Source organism: Enterobacter cloacae complex sp. P27C, assembly GCF_014895705.1.
GTDB classification, from domain to species: domain Bacteria; phylum Pseudomonadota; class Gammaproteobacteria; order Enterobacterales; family Enterobacteriaceae; genus Enterobacter; species Enterobacter bugandensis.
This window is the reverse complement of record NZ_JADBQB010000008.1, coordinates 74645-97241: the sequence shown is the minus strand read 5'-3', so window position 1 is coordinate 97241 and position 22597 is coordinate 74645. Positions and strand designations below refer to the sequence as shown.

The window sequence follows — 22597 nt, the reverse complement described above, 5'->3', positions numbered from 1 at the left end:
TTTTTAGTTTCGGCGGGCAAATTCTAAGCATTTAAGCCAGGTAAAGCTATCTCTTATGCCAGATACCGTTTTAAACGGAAGTAGCGTCGGCCCAGGCGCCAGCGCAAACGCGGGCTTTTGGCACTTTTCCAGATAAGCTTCCAGATCCCGGTGTCGAAGAACTCTTTGATAATCATTGTTTTCTTTGTCTCATCCTTCATGTTGTCGAAGGTATGAATGATCCCCAGCCCCTCTTTGGCGATTTGCCAGTGGCAGGCGGGGATATTTTTCACTTTATCCGGGTAACGCTGGTTAATGGCATCAAGCATCTGCAGGATTTTCATGTAGTGGCGCGCGGAGCGAATCAGCGTGTCGTCATTATCCGGCGTATGCGATACCGAGGCAGAGTGAATGTAGTAGTCATAAAAGCGTTCATTGGTGTACTGAACGCGCTCTGCGGCAAGCAGCACCTCGGTAGTCCATGGGATATCCTGATGGCGCAGGCCGGGTTCGAAATGGAAACTGTGTTTACGAATAAAATCGTGGCGATAGATATTAAGCCAGGTCACGTGCAGGAACTTACGTGAATCCAGCGCCATCTTTAACCATGCCGGGCCCGTCATAACGCCCGTTGAGGCGAGTTTATCCTCGGGGAAGATAGGTCGAGACGGTTTCTTATCATTTTCCCAGACGTAGTTGCCGTTGCAGGTGGCGACATCCAAATCCTGCGTGACGGCCATATCCAGCAGACGCTGGTACATGCCAGGTTTGAAGACGTCATCAATATCCGGGAAAGAGAGATACTGACCGGTTGCAACGGCCAGGCCGGTATTTCGCGCAATGGAAACGCCCTGGTTTTGCTGTTCAATCACCTGCATCTGCGGCAGTTTTTCACGCCAGCTTTCGACGATCTGCATCGAGCGGTCAGTTGAGCCATCATTGACAATAATGACTTCCATGCTGTCGATGCGTTGATTCACAAGGCAGGTAAAGAACTGATCCAGAAAAGCTTCGCCGTTATAAACGGCAACCACCACGCTTAACAATGGCGCTGAATTTTGCATAAGAAACCTGATTATTTTTGATTGTCGACCAAAGCAATGTACTGCTGGCAAATGGCATTGATACCGAACGACGCAATCGTTGCATCGCCAACAACCGGCGGGGCGGTATAAATATCTACCAGGGTTTTTGCCAGTGACGCGTCATTTAGCTCTGCCAGCCCGCGCGCTAAGGCGCCGGTGAGGATTTCTGCGGGGCCACCCGGACAATTGGTACTGACCGGTGGCGTCTGGCAGATAATGGATTCCACCAGCACATTACCAAAACCTTCGCAGTCAGAACTTAACACTAAGAGGCGTGCCCCTTTAATCCAGGGGTAGGGATTGGAGTCGAAGGGACGGAAAACCGTCTTGTCTTCAATACCCAGGTCGCGGGCAAGCTGTTTGAGCTTTTGAATTTTGGCTTCGGAGCCATTGCCCATCATGACAAGCGTAGTGTCGAGCTGGCTCTGTGCGAACGCGCGTAAAAGACGGTCGTGGCGTTTGTGTTCATGGAAGCGGCCGACATGGATGATGTAATCCTTCCCTTGCATCTCGAAGGGGGCATCCGCCAGACGCTGAATTTCAGGGATATCAAAAGGATTGTGGATAACCGCTTTACGCCGGAGTTTCAGAGCCAGGGTCTCGGAAAGGTCTTTCAGCACGGCGCCTGAGACGGCGACAACGTTTCGGTTTTCGTAGGTATGACGAATTTTAAGATGCTTAAACCAGCGCGAAAGCCCGCTGCGATGGCGAAGATAGGAGAAAGAGAACATGCCATGCACGCAGAACCAGACTTTTTCACGCTCCAGCGCGCGGCAGTGCGCCACAATGCGGTCAGTTTTGTGCAGATGAGAGAACACAACGTCAAATTTTCCGCTGCGCTCAGCCCGCTCAATTGCCTGATCCAGCAGGCGGGCTCGGCGTGGGATCTCCGTCAGCTTGCGCCACGGTTTTTTGCAGGTATCCTGAACCACCTGATAATCAATGCCTTCCGGGATGGCGTAATCACACACTTTCCGCAGGGAGAAAAGGGAGACCTGATGCCCCATTTCCGTTAATCCGCTGGAAAGTGTAAGAACTGTTTTTTCAGCTCCCCCACCGGGTAAACCATCAATAATCATTAGGATGCGCATTTTTAATCCAGTAATTTTTGATAAAGCGAAATAAGCTGACTTGACAGTTTTTCGGGGGTGGCGTCTTTTACCCGTTCACGTGCCGCTTGCCCCAGCGTGTTATTTTTTCCCAGAGAAGGAGTGGCTGCAATTGCCTCCTTCAATGTGTTGATATCCAGGGCGTCACAATAAAATCCGTTCTGGCCTTGCTGAATAAATTCAGCGCCTCCGCAACTCTCTGAAGTAATGACGGGCAAGCCGCAGGCCATCGCTTCAAGAATGACGTTTGGAAAGGGATCATACAGCGTTGGCAACAGTAAACCATCGGATAGCTGATAAAAAGGCAGCGTTTCTTTTTGCATCCCCAGGAAACGGATTTGCCCTTCGCAGCCCAATGAACGGGCGAGGTCACGATAACGATGTTCTGCTTTATCCTGTCCAACCACAATCAGCCAGGCTGAAGTTCCTGCGATAGCGCGTATGGCGCTGGCCAATCCTTTTCGTTCAAATCCCGATCCTACAAAACAGAACACCACGGCATCGGCTGGCAAACCAAATTGCTGACGCAGCGCGGCACGCTGTGCTTCCTGGGCCGGAACGAAGCGGCTGGAATCAATTGAATTATAAATCACATGTATCTTTTTTGCGTCAAGATCAAAGTCTTCGACGATTTCGCGTTTGATCATCTCCGCATTACAGATAACCGCTTTCAGCTCTGGCGCCTGGTACATTTCACGCTCGGCGTGCATCACGTAGCGGTGATAGCGGTCGACCATCAGCATTTTCGCGCGCCAGGCGGGCAGGATGCGCGCACGCTGTAGCAGCCAACGGCGATGAACGCCATCGCCAGCGCGGTAGATATCACAGCCCGGAATCCGCTCGTGGCTTTGCACAATATCAAACTGCTGTTGCTGCCACAGCGCGCGGGCAGCATGGGCAAACCCGCGTTCGCGGCTAATTCGGCCCCATTTGCGCGGGTCGCAAATATGGATATGCCAGTCGTCCTGTCTCTCGCCCTGCCATTCACGCGTAATGACGTTGAGTTCAAGATTCTGATTGCTCAGCGCGGTGAGCGCACGTGAAACGAAGCGCTCCGCTCCGCCATCAGGGCGATACTTTTGGCGAACAATCGCCAGACGATGGTGTTTCATGACAAATATCTCCTTGCAGCGGAGACGACAGCATCAACAGGAATGGCGTCGAGATAGCGTTCTTTCGTTTTGGTATCAATAGCGTCGGGATCGGGAAGGGGACCGTAGTCGCCAGCCCAGATGACTTCACCGTTGACTTGCCATGGAGACCAAAACGTCAGTTTGGAAGGGCCAAACAGCGCCACGCAGGGCGTCTGCAGCGCGGCGGCCATGTGCATCGGAACGGAGTCAACGCCAATAAAAAGACACGCGTGGTCGATGAGTGAGGCCAGCTGGCGCAACGTTAGCTGTCCCGCCAGCGAGACGACCCCCGTTTTCGGTGAGGCGGCGAGTATGCGATCTATCATCGCCAGCTCTTTTTTATCCGGCCCGGCCGTGAGTACAACGGTATGCCCATCCTGCTGCAGCGCGGTGATGGTTTGCGCCATTTTGCTTTCATCCCAGCATTTGAAGAACCAGCGTGATGTCGGCTGAATGACGATGTAGTTATCGCCCACTCCTTTTTGCACCAGCTGCTGGCGGGCGTGGTGCCAGTCTTCTGCGCTGTAGGCCATGGTAACAGCTGGCTCAGGCGCGACCTGTAATGGTGACAGAATGGAGAGATTTTGTTCGACGGTGTGCAGGGATTTGTGGTTTGCAACAGAGACTAAATCGCTATGACAGAAACGCCAGAATGGATTGTTGCGTTTGTTAAAGGCGAATCCGAGGCGAACCGGCGCACCGGTGAAACGGGTGACGATAGCGCTACGCCACTGATCGGCAAGATTTATCACCAGATGATAATGTTGCTTTCGTAACGCGCAGAGCAGCTGCCACTCCTTTTGAAGGTGCTTTAGCGTGCCCAGCTGCTTCCATTTACGATCGATTCCATAAATAGTGCCAATCGTCGGGTGAGCGGCGAGCATATCGCGCGTTTCTTCATACAACAGCACGTCAATTTGCGCTTGTGGCCATTTTTGACGTAATGAATCAATGACGGGGGTGGTCAATAACATATCGCCATGATGGCGGAGTTTGATCAGTAGAATGCGCAAATCAGGCGTGTCAGGTAAGTTATTCATCATCATCTTATCGGCGTTGTACTGTTGGCAATTCTAATAGACCTGGTAGCGACTTGCACTCTTTCTCCATAATCTCAGGAATTTCCCAGGAAGGGTTTACTCAGGCTTTGGAGAGTGCGTAACATAGCGCTAACTTCCCTGTCATGCGGACTCATTATGAAAAAACCAGCGTTTATCATCACGATTGATACTGAGGGCGATAATCTCTGGCAGAATCACCGCGTCATTAAAACGGAAAATGCGCGCTATCTGGCCCGGTTCCAGGCCCTCTGTGAGCGTTTTGGTTTTAAGCCCGTATGGCTGACAAACTATGAGATGGCAATCGAGCCCGTTTTCATTGAATTCGCCAGGGACGCGATCGCTCGCGGTCAGGGGGAGGTGGGTATGCACCTTCACGCATGGAATAGCCCACCTGAGCACGATCTCACGGGAGATGACTGGCGCTGGCAACCGTATCTGATTGAATTTTCAGACGAGGTGATGCGTGAGAAAGTGCTGTTCATGACCCGTCTGCTGGAAGAGACATTCCAGACCAAAATGCTGAGCCACCGCGCCGGGCGTTGGGCATTTGATAGCCGCTATGCAAAATTGCTCGTTGAACTGGGCTACCAGGTTGATTGCTCCGTGACGCCACGCGTGAACTGGCGCAATGCGAAAGGTGCTCCGCAGGGCAATGGCGGAACGGATTATCAGCATTTCCCCGACCACGCCTATTTTATGGATTTAGATACTATTTCCCGGGCGGGAAATAGTCCCTTACTCGAAGTGCCGATGAGCATTCAGTATAAACATCCGGCCTGGTTGAACACGATCAAGCAAGGCTATGATCGTCTGCGCGGGAAATACCGCTCTCCGTCCGTAAACTGGTTGCGACCGTCCGGCGGCAATGCGGCGCAGATGATTCAGGTCGCGCAGCAGTGCCTGTCGCGGGGAAATGACTATGTGGAGTTTATGCTTCACTCGTCTGAATTTATGCCAGGCGGAAGTCCGACCTTTAAAGATGAGGCGGCGATTGAAGGTTTATATCAGGATTTAGAAGCGCTTTTTAGCTGGCTATCCGATAAGACGGTGGGGATGACGCTGGCGGAGTTTTATCAATACAAGAAAAAATAATGCCCGGCTGGCGGGCATTATCTCTTATTGATGTTGTCTGGTTTGCGAGAAGGGAGTACTCAATGCAAACAGAGTAACAAAGAATATTAGGGCTTCTGAGCTCAATAAAATGACGTCCGTCAGGCCATAGAGTAATAAAAGAAGCATCGTTGTCAGCAGCAGGCCATTTCGGTTTTTAAGCGCGTAAGCGATCATCGAAACGAAGAAAAAGAGTAATATCGCCAGACCCGGAAGCCCCTGCAGAGAGTATTTTTCGATAAATTCATTGTGCAGATGTATCCTGATATACTCGAGTGCGGATACGAGGTGCGGGTGCCCCTCTTGAACATAATGCTGTGACCATACCGCGCGATCTTCGATTGACTGTCCCAGTGGGTGGGCCAGACCGTTCTGAAGACCCACTGTCCACATGGAAAAACGCGCCCCGAGTGACGTGGCGTCGATGCCTTGTTGGTAGATTGCAAATTCCCTTTGCGTTTGATCTATCTTAGGCGAGATCAACGGTTTGTAGCTAACGATAATAATGCCCGCCACAACACATAAGAAAATCAGCATTGATTTAAGGTGAATTCTTCTGAAATGGTAAAGGGTCAGCACAATCGCCATAAGCAAATACAGCCCCATGGCAGCACGCGTCCCTGTCAAAAGAATAACGAACCAGGAAATTAATACGGTGAGACCCGCTACAACATACAATTTTCTGTTTTTCTGAAGATAAAGACTGTATATGAGCGCCAGCGACAGTACAGAGTATACATAGGCTGACACGGTCGCACGATTTATGGCCATCTCGATACGCCCCATTCCCTGGCAGGCCTGCCATAAGCCATAGACCGTGGCAAGGATGAGTCCCGCGCCAGAGGCGTATAAGAAGTATTTCTGAAATGATTCTTTATCAATATACGATTTGAACAGATCAAGATAAAAAACGAGAATGCTCGCTAATATCAGTTTCTTACTGGCACCCAGATAATCGCTGTAAGTGTTTAAACCTTCGCTATGGTATTCGTACACCATATACCAGACAAGATTGAGTAGCCCAATCAGCAATATGGGGAGCGCGATTGAAAAGGGGCGCAGGGTGATTTTTTTATATTCGCAAGCTAAGCCGATAATGCTGGCATAAACCGCAATATAGAAAAATTCGCGTTGTTTACCTGAGCTCAGCAGCACCAGTGCAAACGAAATGAGGCTCAAAATCAGCGTCAGCTGATAGAGCCGCAGTTTTACTTTTTCCATAATGCCTCAATGACCCTTTTTTTGTAGCTGAAACGTACATCTCTGGAGAAGAAAAAAGAGAAAGAATAAAGTGCGTTTACCCGCGCCTTAACCTGTTTGAGTTGCTGGTCGGTCAAATGTTTTCGATGGTTACTGTAAATATCAAACCAGTGGCAATTAACCAGATGCCTGAATGATTGCGGGAAGGTGTTTTCCATCTGTAAGGTGCATTCAACCAGCGTAGCGATTTTGCTGGCGTCAAGACGGCTCGACAAACTGTCGCTGCGTTTGATGTAAAAATAGTGTCCCTGACGCTGAAAGAAGATTTTACGCGATTGCATCAGCATACCGGGAAATACCGCGAAATCTTCATAGCAGACCATAGACGGGATCGGGTTGCTTGCATACAGCTTGCGGTGGATGAATTGCCCGATCAGATGCGCCTGAAAATCTTTGTGCTGCAGGAAACGCTTTATTGCATCATTTTGCGATAATGAGACGGGCGTGAATCCCTGCCAGGCGGAGGTGATTTTCCGCATATCGCGTATTTCCAGCAGGCGCGTCAGCAACATATCAGGACGCTCTGCTTTCAGGAAGGCGACGGCATCCCGGATGCTACCCGGCTTTAACAGATCGTCGCTATCAAGCATCGTGATGTAATCGCCTGACGCCAGCGAGACTGCGCTGTTTCGAACATGCCCTACGTTACGGTACTCAACGTATTGGCATTGCGCATGCGGAAGCTTTGGCAACCACGCCTCAATAATATCCTGTGTGGAATCGTTGGAACTGTCATTAATGATAATAACTTCTACATCATCGCCTGCATTCTCAATCGCGTTTTGCAGACTTTCCAGCGTGGCGTGAAGCGTGTTTTCGGCATTATGTGCGGCAATAATGATGCTGAGAAAAGCCATAGTAATTAGTTCCCCTGAGCATCAAAGGCAGATTTTGCTGTTGGTAGCCCGCAAATGAAATGTTTGAGTTCGTCCAGCGATTCATCTGTTACCGCGAAGAGTTCTTCCCGGCCTTGCGGGAAATAATAACGAGTTTCAAAAACATACGAGCAAATATTATCATCGTTGCCAATCAGCAACACGTTGCCAAGCGGGCGCTGCTCGTAGTGACAGCACGGACCGAACAGTAAGACGACCGGCACGCCAACCGCATCGGCGATGTAGACATTCCCCGAGTCGGAGGCGATATAACAATCCATTTTAGAAATTGACCACGGAAGCTCTTCAAGCGAGATCTTGCCAATCAGATTAATAAAGTTGGGTAGTTCACCGTAAGCGCGGGTGATGTCATCCATCCAGGACTGTTCATTTGGGGCGCCAAAGACATAAAACTCGCAGGGCAGGTCGGCGAGACGATCGGCAATTTGCTTCCAGATGACAGGCGGAACGGTTTTGGCTTTATTCCCGGCGGCGATACTGATGCCAATGCGGACCGCGCCGGGTTTATCAAGGATCGCCGGATAAGTCGCGGGTTTAAATAGTGGCTTTGTGGCGTGCTTTGGAGAGTCTTGCCAGGTCAGAGCGCGGTCGGCCAGCTTAAGATAGTCAGTGACTGTTAACGTTTTTCTACCGTGGTTAACCGTACCATTGGCCGTTGAATAGAAAATCCCGTGATACCACCTGCGCGTGTAAGTGCTTAAGAATTGCTTGTTTTTGGCGTTACAAACGGAGGCGAAAAAAAGATTCACGCTGTTAGGCTGCAGAAGGTAGACGTTGTCATAGCGGTTCATGATCCTGCAGGCGAAACAGAGCTTACGCCACAGGTTACGCTTATGCTGCTCGATAAAATAAATCTCTTCGACCGTCTCGTCGTGCTTCGCCAGCGCACCCACGCTGCGGCTGATGAGCACGTCGCTTTTTTGCAGCCAGGCCAGAAGAGGCGTTGCATTAACAAAATCACCGATTTTGGCTGTCTGAATGACCAGGTTTTTCCCTGTCTCTTTGCGAAACAGCTTCCGGATAAGCTTCACCGGAAAGAGTAAAATCAGCAGAAATACGTAACTCATGGGTTAAATATCCCTGTTGGAAAGCCAACGGCTACCCTGTAAAAATGAAAAAATCGCATCTGCGCTGATATCCTTCGTTTGCTGAGTCGGGCTGACCATCTGATGCTGGTTTTTGCCATAGCCCCCGATCAGGCCGGGATCGGTCGGGCCAAAAAGGGTGATATTTGGGCGATCCAGCGCCGCGGTTAAATGGCTTAAACCCGTATCCACGGAAACAACGGCGTTAGCGCCTGCCAGCTCTGCGGCAACCTGCGCCAGCGTGAGTTTGGGTAACACCTCGACGTAGGAAAAGCCTGCTGCCAGACGCGCCGCACGCTGCCGCTCATGCTCAGCGCCCCACGGGAGTTTAATATGGATACCGGAGGGTTGCATTAGTTCAATCAGCCTTCGCCAGTGCGTTTCCGGCCAGTGCTTATCGTCGCGCGTTGTGGCATGCAGAAAGACAAGATAAGGCTGAGCACAGGGATCTGTATTGCGCAAAAAGTGCTGCGCAATGGCGTAGTCGCCCTGCGCTTCCGGTTTCGCATAGCCGAGGCTTTTCGCAAACAGCTCGCGGGTGCGTTCTACGGCGTGTTGCTGCTTTGCGATGTGGTGGCGGCGGTTATAGAACAGACTCGCCAGCGGTTCGCGGGCGGTGTGCCAGTCCATGCCGTGCTTTACGCCGTGCGCCAGACGCGTGACCAGCGCCGCGCTTTTCACCAGCCCCTGCGCGTCGATAATCGCGTCGTAACGCTGCGCCTGCACCGTTTCACGGAAGGCTTTACGCTCGGCTTTAATCGGCGCGGAGAACCACGCTTTGCGCCAGCGGCGAATCGCGACCGGGATCACGCGGTCAACCGCTTCATGCCAGGTGGGGATCTGCGCGAAGCCTTCTTCTACCACCCAGTCAAAACGGATGCCGGGAATGGCCCGCATGGCGTCCGTCAGCGACGGTAGCGTATGCAGCACATCACCCATTGAGGAGGTTTTAACGATCAATACCCGCATCCGTTATCCTTCTTCGCTCAACAGCAGTTCGTTGAGCTCTTCGAGAACGCGCTGCGGCGTTATGTCGATCAGGCTCTGATGGTAACCTTCAGCGGCATCGCCTTTGCGTACCTTGTGGTAGCCGGTGATCAAACGGATTACGCGCGCTTTGTGCGACAGCGGCGGCGTGAAGTCCGGGCTGCTTGGGCCATACAGCGCAACCAGCGGACGATCCAGCGCGGCGGCGACGTGCATCAGGCCAGAGTCATTGCTAACTACGGCTTTACAGGCGGCAATCAGGATAACCGCCTGTTCAAGCTGCGTTTCTCCAGCCAGGTTGCGGCACCAGGCCTGTTGCTCGGTGCTCAGCGTGGCGAGAATTTCGTTGCCCGCCTCGTGATCTTTCGCGGAGCCAAACAGCACAATCTGGTAGCCCTCGTCGATCAGCTGTTTCGCCAGTTCGGCGTAGTGGTAGTGCGGCCAGCGTTTTGCCGGGCCAAATTCTGCGCCGGGGCAGAAGCCAATCATCGGGCGTTCGGACGAAAGGCCAAACGCGTTGCAGATGTGGGATTTTTCCCCGTCGTTAACCTGAAGCTGCGGCCACAGTAGCGGCTGCGGCAGATCTTTCGCGCTGCGCATCACCCCTTTGTCGTAGGCCAGCGCCACGTAGCGCTCCACCATCAGCGGCCAGGCCGCTTTATCCAGCACCCGCGCGTCGTTCAGCAGACCGTAGCGCATTTCGCCGCGCCAGCCGGTACGGTGTGGAATGCCCGCAAAGAAGGGCACAAGGGCGGATTTAAAGGAGTTTGGCAGCACGTACGCACGGTCATAGCGCTTCTCGCGCAGGCTATGACCGAGCTTGCGGCGTTCGCCGATTTCCAGCGCCCCGTGGCCGAGCGGCATCGGGATCGCCTCGTTTACTTCCGGCATACGCGATAACAGCGGACGGCACCAGGCGGGTGCCATCACGTCGATTATCGCCTGGGGATAACGCGCCTTGAGCGTGCGATAGAGACTTTGCGACATCATCATGTCGCCCACCCATGACGGGCCGATCACCAGAATCTTCATACTTACGCGTCGCGGTTCAGCCAGGCCATATATTCCGTTACGCCTTCGGCAACGGTCTTGAACGGCTTGTCGTAGCCCGCGGCGCGCAGGTTGGTCAGGTCGGCCTGCGTGAACGCCTGGTAGCGGCCTTTCAGCTTATCCGGGAACGGAATGTACTCGATGCTGCCTTTCTTATGGTATGCCAGCGTTGCGTCAGCCACCGCCTGGAAGGATTCCGCGCGGCCCGTGCCCAGGTTGAAGATGCCGGACACGCCGTTCTCCCAGAACCACAGGTTTACGGCTGCAACGTCGCCTACGTAGACGAAGTCGCGCTTGAAGCCGTCGCTGCCTTCGAACAGTTTCGGGCTTTCACCGTTATTCAGCTGGGTGTTCAGGTGGAACGCCACGCTCGCCATGCTGCCCTTGTGCCCTTCGCGCGGCCCGTAAACGTTGAAGTAGCGGAAGCCGACAATCTGCGAGTTCGCTTCCGGCAGGATCTGACGCACGTACTCGTCAAACAGGAACTTGGAGTAGCCGTAGACGTTCAGCGGCTGCTCATATTCGCGGGACTCGATGAAATCAGAAGTGCGGCCGCCATAGGTTGCCGCAGACGAGGCATACAGGAATGGAATTTCACGCTCCAGGCAGTAGTGCAGGAGCTCTTTAGAGTACTGATAGTTGTTATCCATCATGTACTTGCCGTCCCACTCGGTGGTGGAAGAGCACGCACCTTCGTGGAAGATGGCTTCGATCTCGCCGAACTCTTCACCCGCCATAATCTGGATAAGGAAGTCTTCTTTATCCATGTAGTCAGCGATGTTCAGATCCACCAGGTTAACGAACTTGGTGCCGTCTTTCAGGTTGTCCACCACCAGAATGTCGGTGATGCCCTTATCATTGAGAGCCTTGATAATGTTGCTGCCGATAAAGCCCGCGCCGCCGGTAACGATGATCATAACTGTAACCTTTGAAGTGTTGAGCCCGGGGACAATCCCGGACGCTAATATTCATATCATATCATCACAATGCCCGGTCTTCAGCCATTCACCGATATGCAGCAGGGGTACACGTGATTTATGCTGCAAAAACGAGAAGAGATACGGCGTCATCTCGTCATGAACTATAGGTTTGGGTAATATGTGCCAAAATTTGCCGAGTCTGGAGAATTGCAATGCGTGGTGATTTTTACAAACAGTTAAACAGCGACCTCGACACCGCACGTGCGGAAGGGTTGTTCAAAGAAGAGCGTATTATCACGTCTGCCCAGCAGGCGGATATCACCGTTGCCGACGGCAGCCATGTGATCAACTTTTGCGCGAACAACTACTTAGGTCTTGCGAATCACCCTGAGCTGATTGCCGCCGCGAAAAACGGCATGGACACCCACGGCTTCGGCATGGCCTCCGTGCGCTTCATCTGCGGTACCCAGGATAGCCACAAGCAGCTTGAGCAAAAGCTGGCAAACTTCCTCGGAATGGAAGACGCGATTCTGTACTCCTCCTGCTTCGACGCCAACGGCGGTCTGTTTGAAACCCTGCTCGGCGCAGAAGATGCGATTATCTCCGACGCCCTGAACCACGCCTCCATCATCGACGGTGTTCGCCTGTGTAAAGCGAAGCGTTTCCGCTACGCCAACAATGACATGGTTGAGCTGGAAGCGCGGCTCAAAGAGGCACGCGAAGCGGGTGCCCGCCACGTACTGATCGCGACCGACGGCGTGTTCTCCATGGACGGCGTGATCGCCAACCTGAAGGGCGTGTGCGACCTGGCGGATAAATACGACGCGCTGGTGATGGTCGATGACTCCCACGCGGTCGGTTTTGTCGGTGAAAACGGCCGCGGCTCCCATGAATACTGTGACGTGATGGGCCGCGTGGACATCATCACCGGTACGCTGGGCAAGGCGCTCGGCGGCGCGTCCGGCGGCTATACCGCTGCGCGCAAAGAGGTGGTTGAGTGGCTGCGCCAGCGCTCCCGCCCGTACCTGTTCTCCAACTCCCTGGCGCCAGCCATTGTGGCCGCCTCCATCAAAGTGCTGGAGATGGTGGAGTCTGGCGCCGAGCTGCGCGACCGACTGTGGGCAAACGCCCGTCTATTCCGCGAAAAAATGAGCGCCGCAGGGTTCACCCTGGCCGGCGCTGATCACGCGATCATTCCGGTGATGCTGGGCGACGCAGTTGTGGCGCAGCAGTTTGCCCGTGAGTTGCAGAAAGAAGGGATTTACGTCACCGGGTTCTTCTTCCCGGTGGTACCAAAAGGTCAGGCGCGTATCCGCACCCAGATGTCTGCGGCGCATTCGCCTGAACAAATTGAGCGTGCGGTGGAAGCCTTTACCCGCATCGGCAAACAGCTGGGCGTAATTGCCTGAGGACGTGTGATGAAAGCGTTATCCAAACTGAAAGCGGAAGAAGGGATTTGGATGACCGACGTGCCGGAGCCGGAAGTCGGTCATAACGATCTGCTGATCAAAATTCGTAAAACCGCCATCTGCGGTACTGACGTTCACATCTACAACTGGGATCAGTGGTCGCAAAAAACCATTCCTGTCCCAATGGTTGTCGGTCACGAATATGTTGGTGAAGTGGTCGGCATCGGCCAGGAAGTCAAAGGCTTTAGCATTGGCGATCGCGTCTCTGGTGAAGGCCATATTACCTGCGGTCACTGCCGTAACTGTCGCGGTGGCCGTACGCACCTGTGCCGCAACACCGTCGGCGTGGGCGTAAACCGTCCGGGCTGCTTCGCGGAATACCTGGTGATCCCGGCGTTTAACGCCTTCAAAATCCCGGATAATATCTCTGACGATTTGGCCTCTATCTTCGACCCGTTCGGCAACGCGGTACACACCGCGCTCTCCTTCGACCTGGTAGGTGAAGACGTGCTGGTCTCCGGCGCCGGCCCAATCGGCATTATGGCGGCAGCCGTGGCGAAGCACGTGGGCGCACGCAACGTGGTGATCACCGACGTGAACGAATACCGCCTGTCGCTGGCGCGCAAAATGGGCGTCACCCGCGCGGTGGATGTCTCGAAAGAGAGCCTGACCGACGTGATGGAAGAGTTGGGTATGACCGAAGGCTTTGACGTGGGTCTGGAGATGTCCGGCGCGCCGCCAGCGTTCCGCACCATGCTGGACACCATGAACCACGGTGGCCGTATTGCGATGCTGGGCATTCCGCCGTCAGATATGTCCATCGACTGGAACAAAGTCATCTTCAAAGGGCTGTTCATCAAAGGCATCTATGGCCGCGAGATGTTCGAAACCTGGTACAAGATGGCAGCGCTGATCCAGTCCGGCCTGGATCTGTCCCCGATTATCACTCACCGTTTCTCCATCGATGAGTTCCAGCAGGGCTTCGACGCGATGCGTTCCGGCCAGTCAGGGAAAGTGATCCTGAGCTGGGATAAGTAAACAAAAAGGGGCCTCAGGCCCCTTTTTTACTGATTCTTTTTCTCTTCGTCCGTCAGGTAGCGCACCTTGCGGGTATAGTCCTGCCCTTTGAACAGCAATTTGTTATCCGGCGATTCCAGATACTTCTGCCATTCGGAAAGCGGGAAACCCCCGTGCGCGCCAATCACCTCTTTCGGCACAACGGCTTCCTGACCGCCGATCTTCTTGGAGACCGGCCAGTTCATCCAGTCGCCCAGATTAACTGTTTTTACATCCAGCATGTCCAGCAGCGCGGCGAGCGGCAGCTGATCGGTCGGCGGCTGCGTGTCGTCCATCAGCTCCCAGGTATCCTGGAACAGCGTCAGCCACAGCGGGCAGATGCGACGCCAGGTCTTTTTGGTTGCGGCAAGAAACGCGCCGTTAACGTGATCGACCAGATACGGGCGCACCGTTTCTTTGTAATATGCCGGCACTTTTTCTGCGGGGGCGCCGTCCAGCTTGGCGATCATTTTGCCCTGACGGAAGCTGGAGTAGATGTGCATATCGGCCATGTTGATCTGGGGCATCTTCAGCAGGTTGAGATCGGAGTCGATCATCAATACGCCTTCTCCGCGCGCCTGAAGCGGAGCGTTAAGCTTCACCAGACGGCTGAGGTAGATTTGCTTATAGCGGTACCCCTCTTCACGTTTTGGCAGCGTGAGGGTCACAACGCGGGTTTTTGGCGGCAGTTCGCCGAAAGCGGATTCAGGCTGATCGCTGACGATAACAATCTCGCTGACGTCGGTGGCGTAACGCTCTGCAAAGGTCGCTGATAATAACGCCTCTTCGATAAAATCCGCGCCCGTACAAGGGATCACGATGGAATCAACCGCAACGAGATCGCGCGTGACCGGAAGGGAAGCGTACGGAATGTTATGACGCCCGGTAATGTGGCGGTAGCGAGCATTCAGGAATTTAAACATGTTCTTCTCGTTTGGTTATTGCGCGCCAAGAACGGCCTCGACACCGTTAACATAGCTTTCAATGGCATACACGTTGCAGACATTCTGGTGCGCGGCTGCGGCGAGCCGGGCGCGCAGAGCAGGATCCTGCCAGATATTATCCAGATGTTGAGCAAGTTGCGACACATCGCTCCACGGGAACAGCAGCCCGGTCGACTCATGGTCGATCAATTCTGCCGTGCCGGTTACCTTTGAGCCAATCACCGGAATATTCAGCAACATTGCCTCCAGCACGACGCGGGGCAAACCTTCGCTCTTCGAAGCCAGAATAAACGCATCAAAGGTGGCGAGATAGTCAAAAGGCGTGTTCTGGAAACCGGTAAAAATGATGTGCTCAGCAATCCCCAGCGCGTCAGCCTGCGCCGTCAGCGCGCCGCGTTCAGCACCTTCGCCGACCAGCACCATTTTCCATTTCGCCTGCGGGTGCTTCTGGCTGAACTTTGCAAGCGCCTCCAGAGTATGGTGGTTGGACTTGCGAGGGATAAGCGACCCAATGCTGCCGAACACAAAGGTGTCGTCATCGATGTTCAGACGCTGGCGCATGGCGCGTCGGTCAGGTAAAGGCTGGTGGATGTCGATGGCATTATTGACCGTCGTACACAGTTCGGGCCGGACGCCATGCTGAAGCAACACGCGTTCAACGCCGTGCGAAACCGCGATGATTTTTGTGGCGTGGGCATTCACCAGCTTCACCAGCGGCGGGGTCAGCACCGGTTCAATCCGGCAATGCTGAATTATCCGCGCATGCAGGTTCGCGCCCGCCAGATAACCCTCTTCGTTAGAGCCCGGCTGATTGTTCATGTACAGCGTATCGAAACCGCCTTCCCTGAAAATCGTCTCGATCTTGCTGACGTTGGGCCGGATGCGCCAGAGCGTATCAATATGTCGGGTAAATACCTTGCGGGCGCTGCGCGAGAAAAATAGCAGGCTGCGGCCCAGCTCTTTCGCAACCTTCGCCCATCCGGGCTGCTTTTGCTGCGGAATGACAATTAACGGGATGCCAATGCCGTTCAACACCTGGCCGATGGTTTGTCCTTCGGCCCGGCTGTAATCACTGTAAAAACAACAGGTAATATCGAACTTCTCGCGGTTAATCCGCTTCAGAAGCTCGAGCATGCTGTTGGTGCCTCCTCCCCACTCTTTACCGGTATCGAGGAGCAGAATTTTGTGTCGCTGTGGCATCTTTCTACCTTAATCGCCTGTCACTGGGATTGGTTCGCTGAGACTTTTTTACCCCATCCCTGCCACTGGTGCTGGAAGTACTGCACCAGCGTACTTTGGCCCACGCTTTCGCTGATGACCGCAAAGAAGCGGGTTGCATGCACCGGCTCGAGCGGCTTTTTCAGCGCGCAGTTCTTCACGCCGCGGAACGGATTACGCGGCTGCGTTGCCGGAGGTTGAGCGCTCTCCGGACGAGACGTGTCTACCTGCGGTTCATTGAGCAGATCGCTCGGGCGTACCAGCGTGATATCGGCGGGTAAGGTCGGCAGCATTTGCTGCAAAACGCGAACGGTAGACGGATGCGGGTGCCCGATGGCAATCGCCGAACCGTTACGGCGCGCCAGCTGTACCGCGCGGTTGAACTGCACGCGGATATCCGCTTCGTTCTGGGAGTCGTCCAGGAAGACTTTGCGCTTGATGACCTTCACCCCCGTACCCTGAGCGGCACGCATCGCCTGGCTGTTGCCAATGGTCATGCTGTCGAGGAAATAGAGATTGTAACGCTCCAGCGCCTGCATCACCTTCAGCATACCGTACAGGCTGGAGGTCATCGCGCTACCCATATGGTTGTTCAGACCCACGGCATACGGCACCTTGTTATAGGCGTCGCGGATGATGCGCTCGATCTCATCGCTGCTCATATCCGGGCGCAGGGTGTCTTTTTCCAGCGGCTGCTTGCTGAGCGGTGCCATCGGAAGATGGATGAGGACCTGGTGGCCGCTATTGTGCGCTTTGGTCGCCATTTCATGCGCGTGAGGCGCATTCGGCAGGACGGCGACGGAGATGGCTGACGGCATCGCCAGCACCTGATTTTCATAGTGTGGTCGATAACCGAAGTCATCAATCACGATGGCGAGTTTACCTGCATATACCGGTGCAGCCAGCGCCAGTGCGCTGACGACGGAGAGAACCATTCGACGAAATTGAAGCAAAACTTATCTTCCCAACCACGGCTGTGGATTGACCGCCTGACCCTGACGACGAATTTCGAAATAGAGTGACGGGCGGCCCTGACCGCCACTGCTGCCCACAAGGGCGATGGGTTGGCCGGCGCGCACCTGGGTGCCGACGCTGACCAGCGCGCTCTGGTTGTAGCCGTAAAGACTCATGTCGCCTTTACCATGCTCGACCACCACCACCAGCCCGTAACCCTGCAGCCAGTCGGCCAGAATCACGCGGCCATCGGCGATGGCTTTCACTTCGCTACCTTCAGACGCACCGATAACGATCCCTTTCCAACGTAGCTCACCCTGCAGCTGTTCGCCATAGCGATGCAGAATAGTGCCGCGAACGGGCCAGTAGGCCTGACCGCGCGGGGAACCCAGACCGCCGGTACGCGACATCAGGGAGCGTTCGCTTTCGCTTGGCTTGTAGGTGGTCCCTTTCCGGGAGGCTTCCTGCTGCTTGTCGCGAACCGCCTGCGCCTCGCGGGCCTCTTTTTCGGCGCGCGCCTTCGCTGCGGCTTCCGCACGGGCAATGCTGTTACGCAGTTTTGATTCGTTGGCGCGCATTTCGCTCAGCTGGCTCTGTCCTGCCTGAATGGAGGACTCAAGACCCGACAGCGTTTTCTTGCGTTCGTTACGGGCCTGCTCAAGTTTCGCCTGCTGCGCTTTTTGTTCGTAGAGCAACGTCTGCTGCTGGCTCTGCTTCTCTTCCAGCTCCGCTTTTTGGGTGGAAACCTCTTCACGCGTCTGCTTCAGCTGTGCAATGGTCTCCTGACGCGCCTGGTTCAGATAGCCGAAATAGGCCTGCAGACGCTGGCCGCGCTGGCTCTCTTCACCGCTGAGGATCAGCTGGAGTCCGGTATGCTCACCCTGGCGGAATGCGGCATCCAGCTGTGCTGCGAGGTTGCGCTCCTGCGCGTCACGCTGGCGCTCCAGTTTGGCAATCGACGCATTCATCTCGTCGATCTGTTTGTTCAACTGGGTGAGGGTGTTTTGCGTTTCACGGAGTTTACGTGCGGCAGCGGAGATGGCCTCTTCCTGCTGCTTAAGCTGGGCGAGCAGGGTGGCGCGCTGCTGTTGCTGCTGGCGTACCGCACGCTCTTTGGCGGCGATATCGGCCTGAATGGATTTCAGCTGGTCGCGGTCATCCGCGTGGGCGGATGCGGCGCACAGCAATACGCCAGCGCTGAGTGCGCTGGCGCAAAGCAGAGGTCTGACTGATAGCCTAAGCGGCTTCACGACCCATGTGATTGAAAAAATCGCCTTTCCCCTCATGGGGAGCGATTATTCCACGATGAACAGCGGCTTACCAGTCATCTCTTCAGGGATCGGCATACCCATCAGCGACAACATGGTTGGCGCGATGTCGGAAAGCTTGCCGCCTTCTACTGCTTTCAGTGATTTATCACCCACATAAATCAGTGGAACAGGCAGGTTGGTATGGGCGGTGTGCGCCTGACCGGTTGCCGGGTCGCGCATCTGCTCGGCGTTACCGTGGTCAGCGGTGATCAGCAGCTGGCCGCCAACGGACTCAACCGCTTTCGCAACCTGCTCAACGCAGTGGTCCAGCGCTTCAACCGCCTTCACTGCCGCTTCCATTACGCCGGTATGGCCGACCATGTCGCCGTTCGGGTAGTTACAAATGATGGTGTCGTACTTGCCGCTTTCGATGGCCGCGACCAGTTTTTCAGTCAATTCCGCAGAGCTCATCTCTGGCTGCAGATCGTAAGTCGCAACTTTCGGCGAGTTGATCAGAATGCGCTCTTCGCCTTTGAACGGCTCTTCAACGCCGCCGTTAAAGAAGAAGGTCACGTGCGCATACTTCTCAGTTTCGGAGATACGCAGCTGGGTTTTGTCGTTCTTCGCCATCCACTCGCCGAAGGTGTTAGCCAGCGAGGCTGGTGGGTAAGCGCACGGCGCTTTGATATCTGCCGCGTATTCGGTCAGCTGGATGAAGTCGATGTTCACCACTTTTTTACGGGCGAAACCGTCGAAGTCGCTGTTGACGAACGCACGGGTGATTTCGCGCGCGCGGTCAGCGCGGAAGTTCATGAAGATCAGCGCGTCGCCATCTTCCATTGCGGCATCGGCCTGGCCTTCCGCGCGAATCACGGACGCTTTTACGAATTCATCGTTTTCATCACGCGCGTAAGCGGCTTCAAGTGCTTCAACCGCAGTCGGGAACTGGAATTCCCCTTTTGCCAGGGTCATCAGGTCATAGGCCTGTTCAACGCGATCCCAGCGGTTGTCGCGGTCCATAGCGTAGTAACGGCCAATGATGGAGGCCACGCGGCCTTTGCCCAGCGCAGTGAATTTGTCTTCGAAAGCTTTCAGGGACCCTTCTGCGCTGCGCGGTGGCGTGTCGCGACCGTCCAGGAAGGCGTGCAGGTAGATTTTTTCCGCACCGCGTTCAGCGGCCAGTTCAACCATCGCCATGATGTGATCTTCGTGGCTGTGCACGCCGCCTGCGGAGAGCAGACCCATGATGTGCACCGCTTTACCTGCCGCAACGGCTTTATCTACCGCACCGCAGAGAACCGGGTTAGCGAAGAAGGTGCGTTCTTTGATTTCGACGTCCAGACGGGTCAGATCCTGATACACGATACGACCCGCGCCGAGGTTAACGTGGCCAACTTCGGAGTTGCCCATCTGGCGATCCGGCAGGCCCACTTCCAGACCGGATGCGTCAATCAGGGTATGCGGACGTTTTGCCCACAGTGCATCCATGACCGGGGTTTTTGCGTTGAAAATAGCGTTATCCTGGCTATCTTCACGGTAGCCATAGCCATCCAGAATCACCAGTACCATAGGTTTTTTAGAAACCGACATTGCAATAACCTCATGCTCAAGAGTCAAAATTTGCGTAATTTTACTACAGCTGAATCGATCAAATAGCCGCAGAAGATCAAAGAAAACGCGGGGGCAAGATGCTGACCGGACCATTTTGAGGCATTTTTTTAGGTGGCATGCCGCAGAAAATGGATTAGGTTATGGTCGCTGGCTGTATTTGCCAGAACGCACAGGTATACTCCTGTCCTGGTTTTTTTATCACTTAGTCGGGAGTAGTTACCCTCCATGCAAGAAATTATGCAATTCGTTAGCCGCCATCCGGTACTGAGCATCGCGTGGATTGGCCTGCTGGCTGCTGTGCTGTTCACCACATTTAAGAGCCTGACGTCTAAGATTAAGGTTATCACCCGTGGTGAAGCGACGCGTCTGATTAACAAAGAAGATGCCGTCGTTGTCGATCTGCGTCAGCGTGACGATTTCCGTAAAGGTCACATTGCCGGCGCAATCAACCTGTTGCCAGCTGAAATCAAAGCCAACAACGTTGGTGAGCTTGAGAAACACAAAGCCCAGCCCATTATCGTTGTGGATGCGACCGGTATGCAGGCGCAGGAATCTGCCAGCGCGCTTTACAAAGCGGGCTTCGAAAACGTAACGGTACTGAAAGAAGGTATTTCCGGCTGGAGCGGGGAAAATCTTCCTTTGGTTCGCGGTAAATAAGGAGTTCAGTCATGGCCAATATTGAGATCTACACCAAAGCGACGTGCCCGTTCTGCCACCGTGCGAAAGCGCTGCTGAGCAGCAAAGGCGTCACGTTCCAGGAACTGCCGATTGACGGTGACGCGATCAAACGCGAAGAGATGATCCAACGTAGTGGTCGTACGACGGTTCCGCAGATTTTTATTGATGCGCAGCACATTGGCGGCTGTGATGACTTGTATGCGCTCGACGCCCGTGGTGGACTCGATCCGCTGCTGAGCTAAGAGACTTTAGGACAATTAAAAAGGGTATTTCCATGTCAGAACAAAACAACACCGAAATGACTTTCCAGATCCAGCGTATCTACACCAAGGATGTCTCTTTCGAAGCGCCAAATGCGCCGCACGTTTTCCAGAAAGACTGGCAGCCAGAGGTTAAACTTGATCTGGATACCGCATCCACCCAGCTGGCGGATGACGTGTATGAAGTCGTACTGCGTGTGACCGTGACCGCCTCTCTGGGCGAAGAAACTGCATTCCTGTGCGAAGTACAGCAGGGCGGTATCTTCTCCATCGGCGGCATCGAAGGCAACCAGATGGCGCATTGCCTGGGTGCATACTGCCCGAACATCCTGTTCCCGTATGCCCGTGAATGCATCACCAGCCTGGTTTCTCGCGGTACATTCCCGCAACTGAACCTTGCGCCAGTGAACTTTGATGCGCTGTTCATGAACTATCTGCAGCAGCAGGCTGGCGAAGGTGCCGAACAACATCAGGATGCCTGATGAGCACTGTTAATGCGTCAATGACTGTGATCGGTGCCGGCTCATACGGCACCGCTCTTGCCATCACGCTGGCAAGAAATGGTCACGACGTGGTCCTGTGGGGCCACGATCCAAAACATATCGCCACGCTGCAGCGCGACCGTTGCAATGTGGCGTTTCTCCCGGACGTTCCGTTCCCTGACACCCTGCACCTGGAAAGCGATCTTGCAACCGCGCTGGCGGCCAGCCGCAACATTTTGATTGTGGTGCCAAGCCATGTCTTTGGCGACGTGCTGAATCAGATCAAGCCGCTGATGCGCCCGGATGCGCGTATCGTCTGGGCGACCAAAGGGCTGGAAGCGGAAACCGGACGTCTGCTGCAGGACGTTGCCCGCGAAGCGCTGGGGGATGAGATCCCGCTGGCGGTCATCTCCGGGCCGACCTTTGCCAAAGAGCTGGCTGCGGGCCTGCCGACGGCGATCTCGCTGGCATCCACCGATCAGGCCTTCTCCGACGATCTCCAGCAACTGCTGCACTGCGGCAAGAGCTTCCGCGTCTACAGCAACCCCGATTTTATCGGCGTGCAGCTGGGTGGCGCGGTGAAGAACGTGATTGCCATCGGGGCCGGGATGTCTGACGGTATTGGCTTTGGCGCCAACGCGCGTACGGCGTTGATTACCCGCGGCTTAACCGAGATGTCCCGTCTGGGCGAAGCGCTGGGTGCCGATCCGGCCACCTTTATGGGTATGGCTGGGCTGGGGGATCTGGTGCTGACCTGTACCGATAACCAGTCGCGTAACCGCCGCTTTGGCATGATGCTCGGACAGGGCAGCGATGTAAAAAGCGCGCAAGAGAAGATTGGACAGGTGGTGGAAGGCTACCGCAATACCAAAGAAGTCCGCGAGTTGGCGCACCGTTTCGGTGTCGAAATGCCAATAACCGAGGAAATTTATCAGGTATTGTATTGCGGAAAAAATGCGCGCGAGGCAGCATTGACCCTATTAGGTCGTGCGCGCAAGGACGAGCGCAGCAGTAACTAGTCGGAACCGTTGTCACCTGAATGACCCAGCCAGCGCAGAAC

At 54.5% G+C, this 22597-nt stretch carries 22 protein-coding genes; 7 read left to right on the top strand and 15 right to left on the bottom strand.

The window, feature by feature from the left end:
* Window positions 1-53: 53 nt before the first annotated feature.
* Genes IM291_RS17155 through rfaQ form a run of 4 tightly spaced genes read right to left on the bottom strand, consistent with a single transcriptional unit; the run spans window position 54 to window position 4352 of the window.
* Window positions 54-1043, bottom strand: coding sequence for a glycosyltransferase (locus IM291_RS17155; RefSeq protein WP_049001243.1), 990 nt, complete (start codon window positions 1041-1043; stop codon window positions 54-56).
* An 11-nt stretch (window positions 1044-1054) separates the two neighbouring features.
* Window positions 1055-2155, bottom strand: coding sequence for a glycosyltransferase (locus tag IM291_RS17150; protein WP_041911667.1), 1101 nt, complete (start codon window positions 2153-2155; stop codon window positions 1055-1057).
* 2 nt (window positions 2156-2157) lie between these two features.
* Window positions 2158-3285 carry a glycosyltransferase family 4 protein gene (locus IM291_RS17145; protein ID WP_049001245.1) on the bottom strand — a complete coding sequence of 376 codons (1128 nt, stop codon included), beginning with the start codon at window positions 3283-3285 and terminating at the stop codon, window positions 2158-2160.
* Window positions 3282-4352: a putative lipopolysaccharide heptosyltransferase III gene (gene rfaQ, locus IM291_RS17140; RefSeq protein ID WP_049001246.1), complete on the bottom strand. Its 1071-nt coding sequence runs from the start codon at window positions 4350-4352 to the stop codon at window positions 3282-3284. The genes IM291_RS17145 and rfaQ overlap by 4 nt, the downstream gene beginning before the upstream one ends.
* A 150-nt stretch (window positions 4353-4502) precedes the next feature.
* On the opposite strand from rfaQ, the gene IM291_RS17135 reads away from it, so the two are divergent.
* A complete protein-coding gene (locus IM291_RS17135) occupies window positions 4503-5459 on the top strand; it encodes a polysaccharide deacetylase family protein (protein WP_049001249.1) in 957 nt (318 codons plus the stop codon).
* Window positions 5460-5483: 24 nt separating this feature from the next.
* Here IM291_RS17135 and IM291_RS17130 read toward each other — a convergent pair whose 3' ends face one another.
* The 6 genes from IM291_RS17130 to rfaD are packed head-to-tail and all read right to left on the bottom strand — an operon-like array spanning window position 5484 to window position 11672.
* Complete coding sequence (locus tag IM291_RS17130) at window positions 5484-6698, bottom strand: O-antigen ligase (protein WP_049001250.1); 1215 nt, start codon at window positions 6696-6698, stop codon at window positions 5484-5486.
* Window positions 6686-7594: a glycosyltransferase family 2 protein gene (locus tag IM291_RS17125; protein ID WP_049001253.1), complete on the bottom strand. Its 909-nt coding sequence runs from the start codon at window positions 7592-7594 to the stop codon at window positions 6686-6688. The genes IM291_RS17130 and IM291_RS17125 overlap by 13 nt, the downstream gene beginning before the upstream one ends.
* A gap of 5 nt (window positions 7595-7599) precedes the next feature.
* Window positions 7600-8700, bottom strand: coding sequence for a glycosyltransferase family 9 protein (locus tag IM291_RS17120; RefSeq protein WP_192987377.1), 1101 nt, complete (start codon window positions 8698-8700; stop codon window positions 7600-7602).
* A gap of 3 nt (window positions 8701-8703) precedes the next feature.
* Complete coding sequence (rfaC, locus tag IM291_RS17115; protein ID WP_192987375.1) at window positions 8704-9687, bottom strand: lipopolysaccharide heptosyltransferase RfaC; 984 nt, start codon at window positions 9685-9687, stop codon at window positions 8704-8706.
* A gap of 3 nt (window positions 9688-9690) precedes the next feature.
* Entirely contained in the window at window positions 9691-10737 is a 1047-nt protein-coding gene (gene rfaF, locus IM291_RS17110; protein ID WP_192987374.1) for an ADP-heptose--LPS heptosyltransferase RfaF, read from the bottom strand.
* Window positions 10738-10739: 2 nt separating this feature from the next.
* Complete coding sequence (gene rfaD, locus IM291_RS17105) at window positions 10740-11672, bottom strand: ADP-glyceromanno-heptose 6-epimerase (protein ID WP_080329840.1); 933 nt, start codon at window positions 11670-11672, stop codon at window positions 10740-10742.
* A 215-nt stretch (window positions 11673-11887) separates the two neighbouring features.
* Here rfaD and kbl point away from each other — a divergent pair, with 215 nt between their 5' ends.
* The gene (gene kbl, locus IM291_RS17100; RefSeq protein WP_045260056.1) at window positions 11888-13084 is read left to right on the top strand and encodes a glycine C-acetyltransferase; all 1197 of its coding nucleotides are present in this window, start codon (window positions 11888-11890) and stop codon (window positions 13082-13084) included.
* A 9-nt stretch (window positions 13085-13093) separates the two neighbouring features.
* A complete protein-coding gene (gene tdh / locus IM291_RS17095) occupies window positions 13094-14122 on the top strand; it encodes an L-threonine 3-dehydrogenase (RefSeq protein WP_006812404.1) in 1029 nt (342 codons plus the stop codon).
* Between the two features lie 26 nt (window positions 14123-14148).
* Here tdh and IM291_RS17090 read toward each other — a convergent pair whose 3' ends face one another.
* Genes IM291_RS17090 through gpmM form a run of 5 tightly spaced genes read right to left on the bottom strand, consistent with a single transcriptional unit; the run spans window position 14149 to window position 20096 of the window.
* Window positions 14149-15063, bottom strand: a complete 915-nt coding sequence (locus tag IM291_RS17090) for a hypothetical protein (protein ID WP_049001264.1) — start codon at window positions 15061-15063, stop codon at window positions 14149-14151.
* Window positions 15064-15078: 15 nt separating this feature from the next.
* Window positions 15079-16284, bottom strand: a complete 1206-nt coding sequence (locus IM291_RS17085; protein WP_192987372.1) for a glycosyltransferase — start codon at window positions 16282-16284, stop codon at window positions 15079-15081.
* Window positions 16285-16304: 20 nt separating this feature from the next.
* A complete protein-coding gene (locus tag IM291_RS17080; protein WP_045630248.1) occupies window positions 16305-17255 on the bottom strand; it encodes a divergent polysaccharide deacetylase family protein in 951 nt (316 codons plus the stop codon).
* A gap of 3 nt (window positions 17256-17258) precedes the next feature.
* Complete coding sequence (envC, locus tag IM291_RS17075; protein ID WP_231940812.1) at window positions 17259-18518, bottom strand: murein hydrolase activator EnvC; 1260 nt, start codon at window positions 18516-18518, stop codon at window positions 17259-17261.
* Between the two features lie 33 nt (window positions 18519-18551).
* Window positions 18552-20096, bottom strand: a complete 1545-nt coding sequence (gpmM, locus tag IM291_RS17070) for a 2,3-bisphosphoglycerate-independent phosphoglycerate mutase (protein WP_192971817.1) — start codon at window positions 20094-20096, stop codon at window positions 18552-18554.
* A 246-nt stretch (window positions 20097-20342) separates the two neighbouring features.
* On the opposite strand from gpmM, the gene IM291_RS17065 reads away from it, so the two are divergent.
* From IM291_RS17065 to gpsA, 4 genes are read left to right on the top strand one after another with little or no spacing between them, the layout of a single operon-like run.
* Window positions 20343-20774, top strand: coding sequence for a rhodanese-like domain-containing protein (locus tag IM291_RS17065; RefSeq protein WP_014882007.1), 432 nt, complete (start codon window positions 20343-20345; stop codon window positions 20772-20774).
* Between the two features lie 11 nt (window positions 20775-20785).
* Window positions 20786-21037 carry a glutaredoxin 3 gene (gene grxC / locus IM291_RS17060; protein WP_028015037.1) on the top strand — a complete coding sequence of 84 codons (252 nt, stop codon included), beginning with the start codon at window positions 20786-20788 and terminating at the stop codon, window positions 21035-21037.
* Between the two features lie 32 nt (window positions 21038-21069).
* Window positions 21070-21537: a protein-export chaperone SecB gene (gene secB, locus IM291_RS17055; RefSeq protein ID WP_003860835.1), complete on the top strand. Its 468-nt coding sequence runs from the start codon at window positions 21070-21072 to the stop codon at window positions 21535-21537.
* Window positions 21537-22556, top strand: coding sequence for an NAD(P)H-dependent glycerol-3-phosphate dehydrogenase (gene gpsA, locus IM291_RS17050; RefSeq protein WP_045630251.1), 1020 nt, complete (start codon window positions 21537-21539; stop codon window positions 22554-22556). Before secB ends, gpsA begins: the two co-directional genes overlap by 1 nt.
* The last annotated feature ends 41 nt before the right edge of the window (window positions 22557-22597 follow it).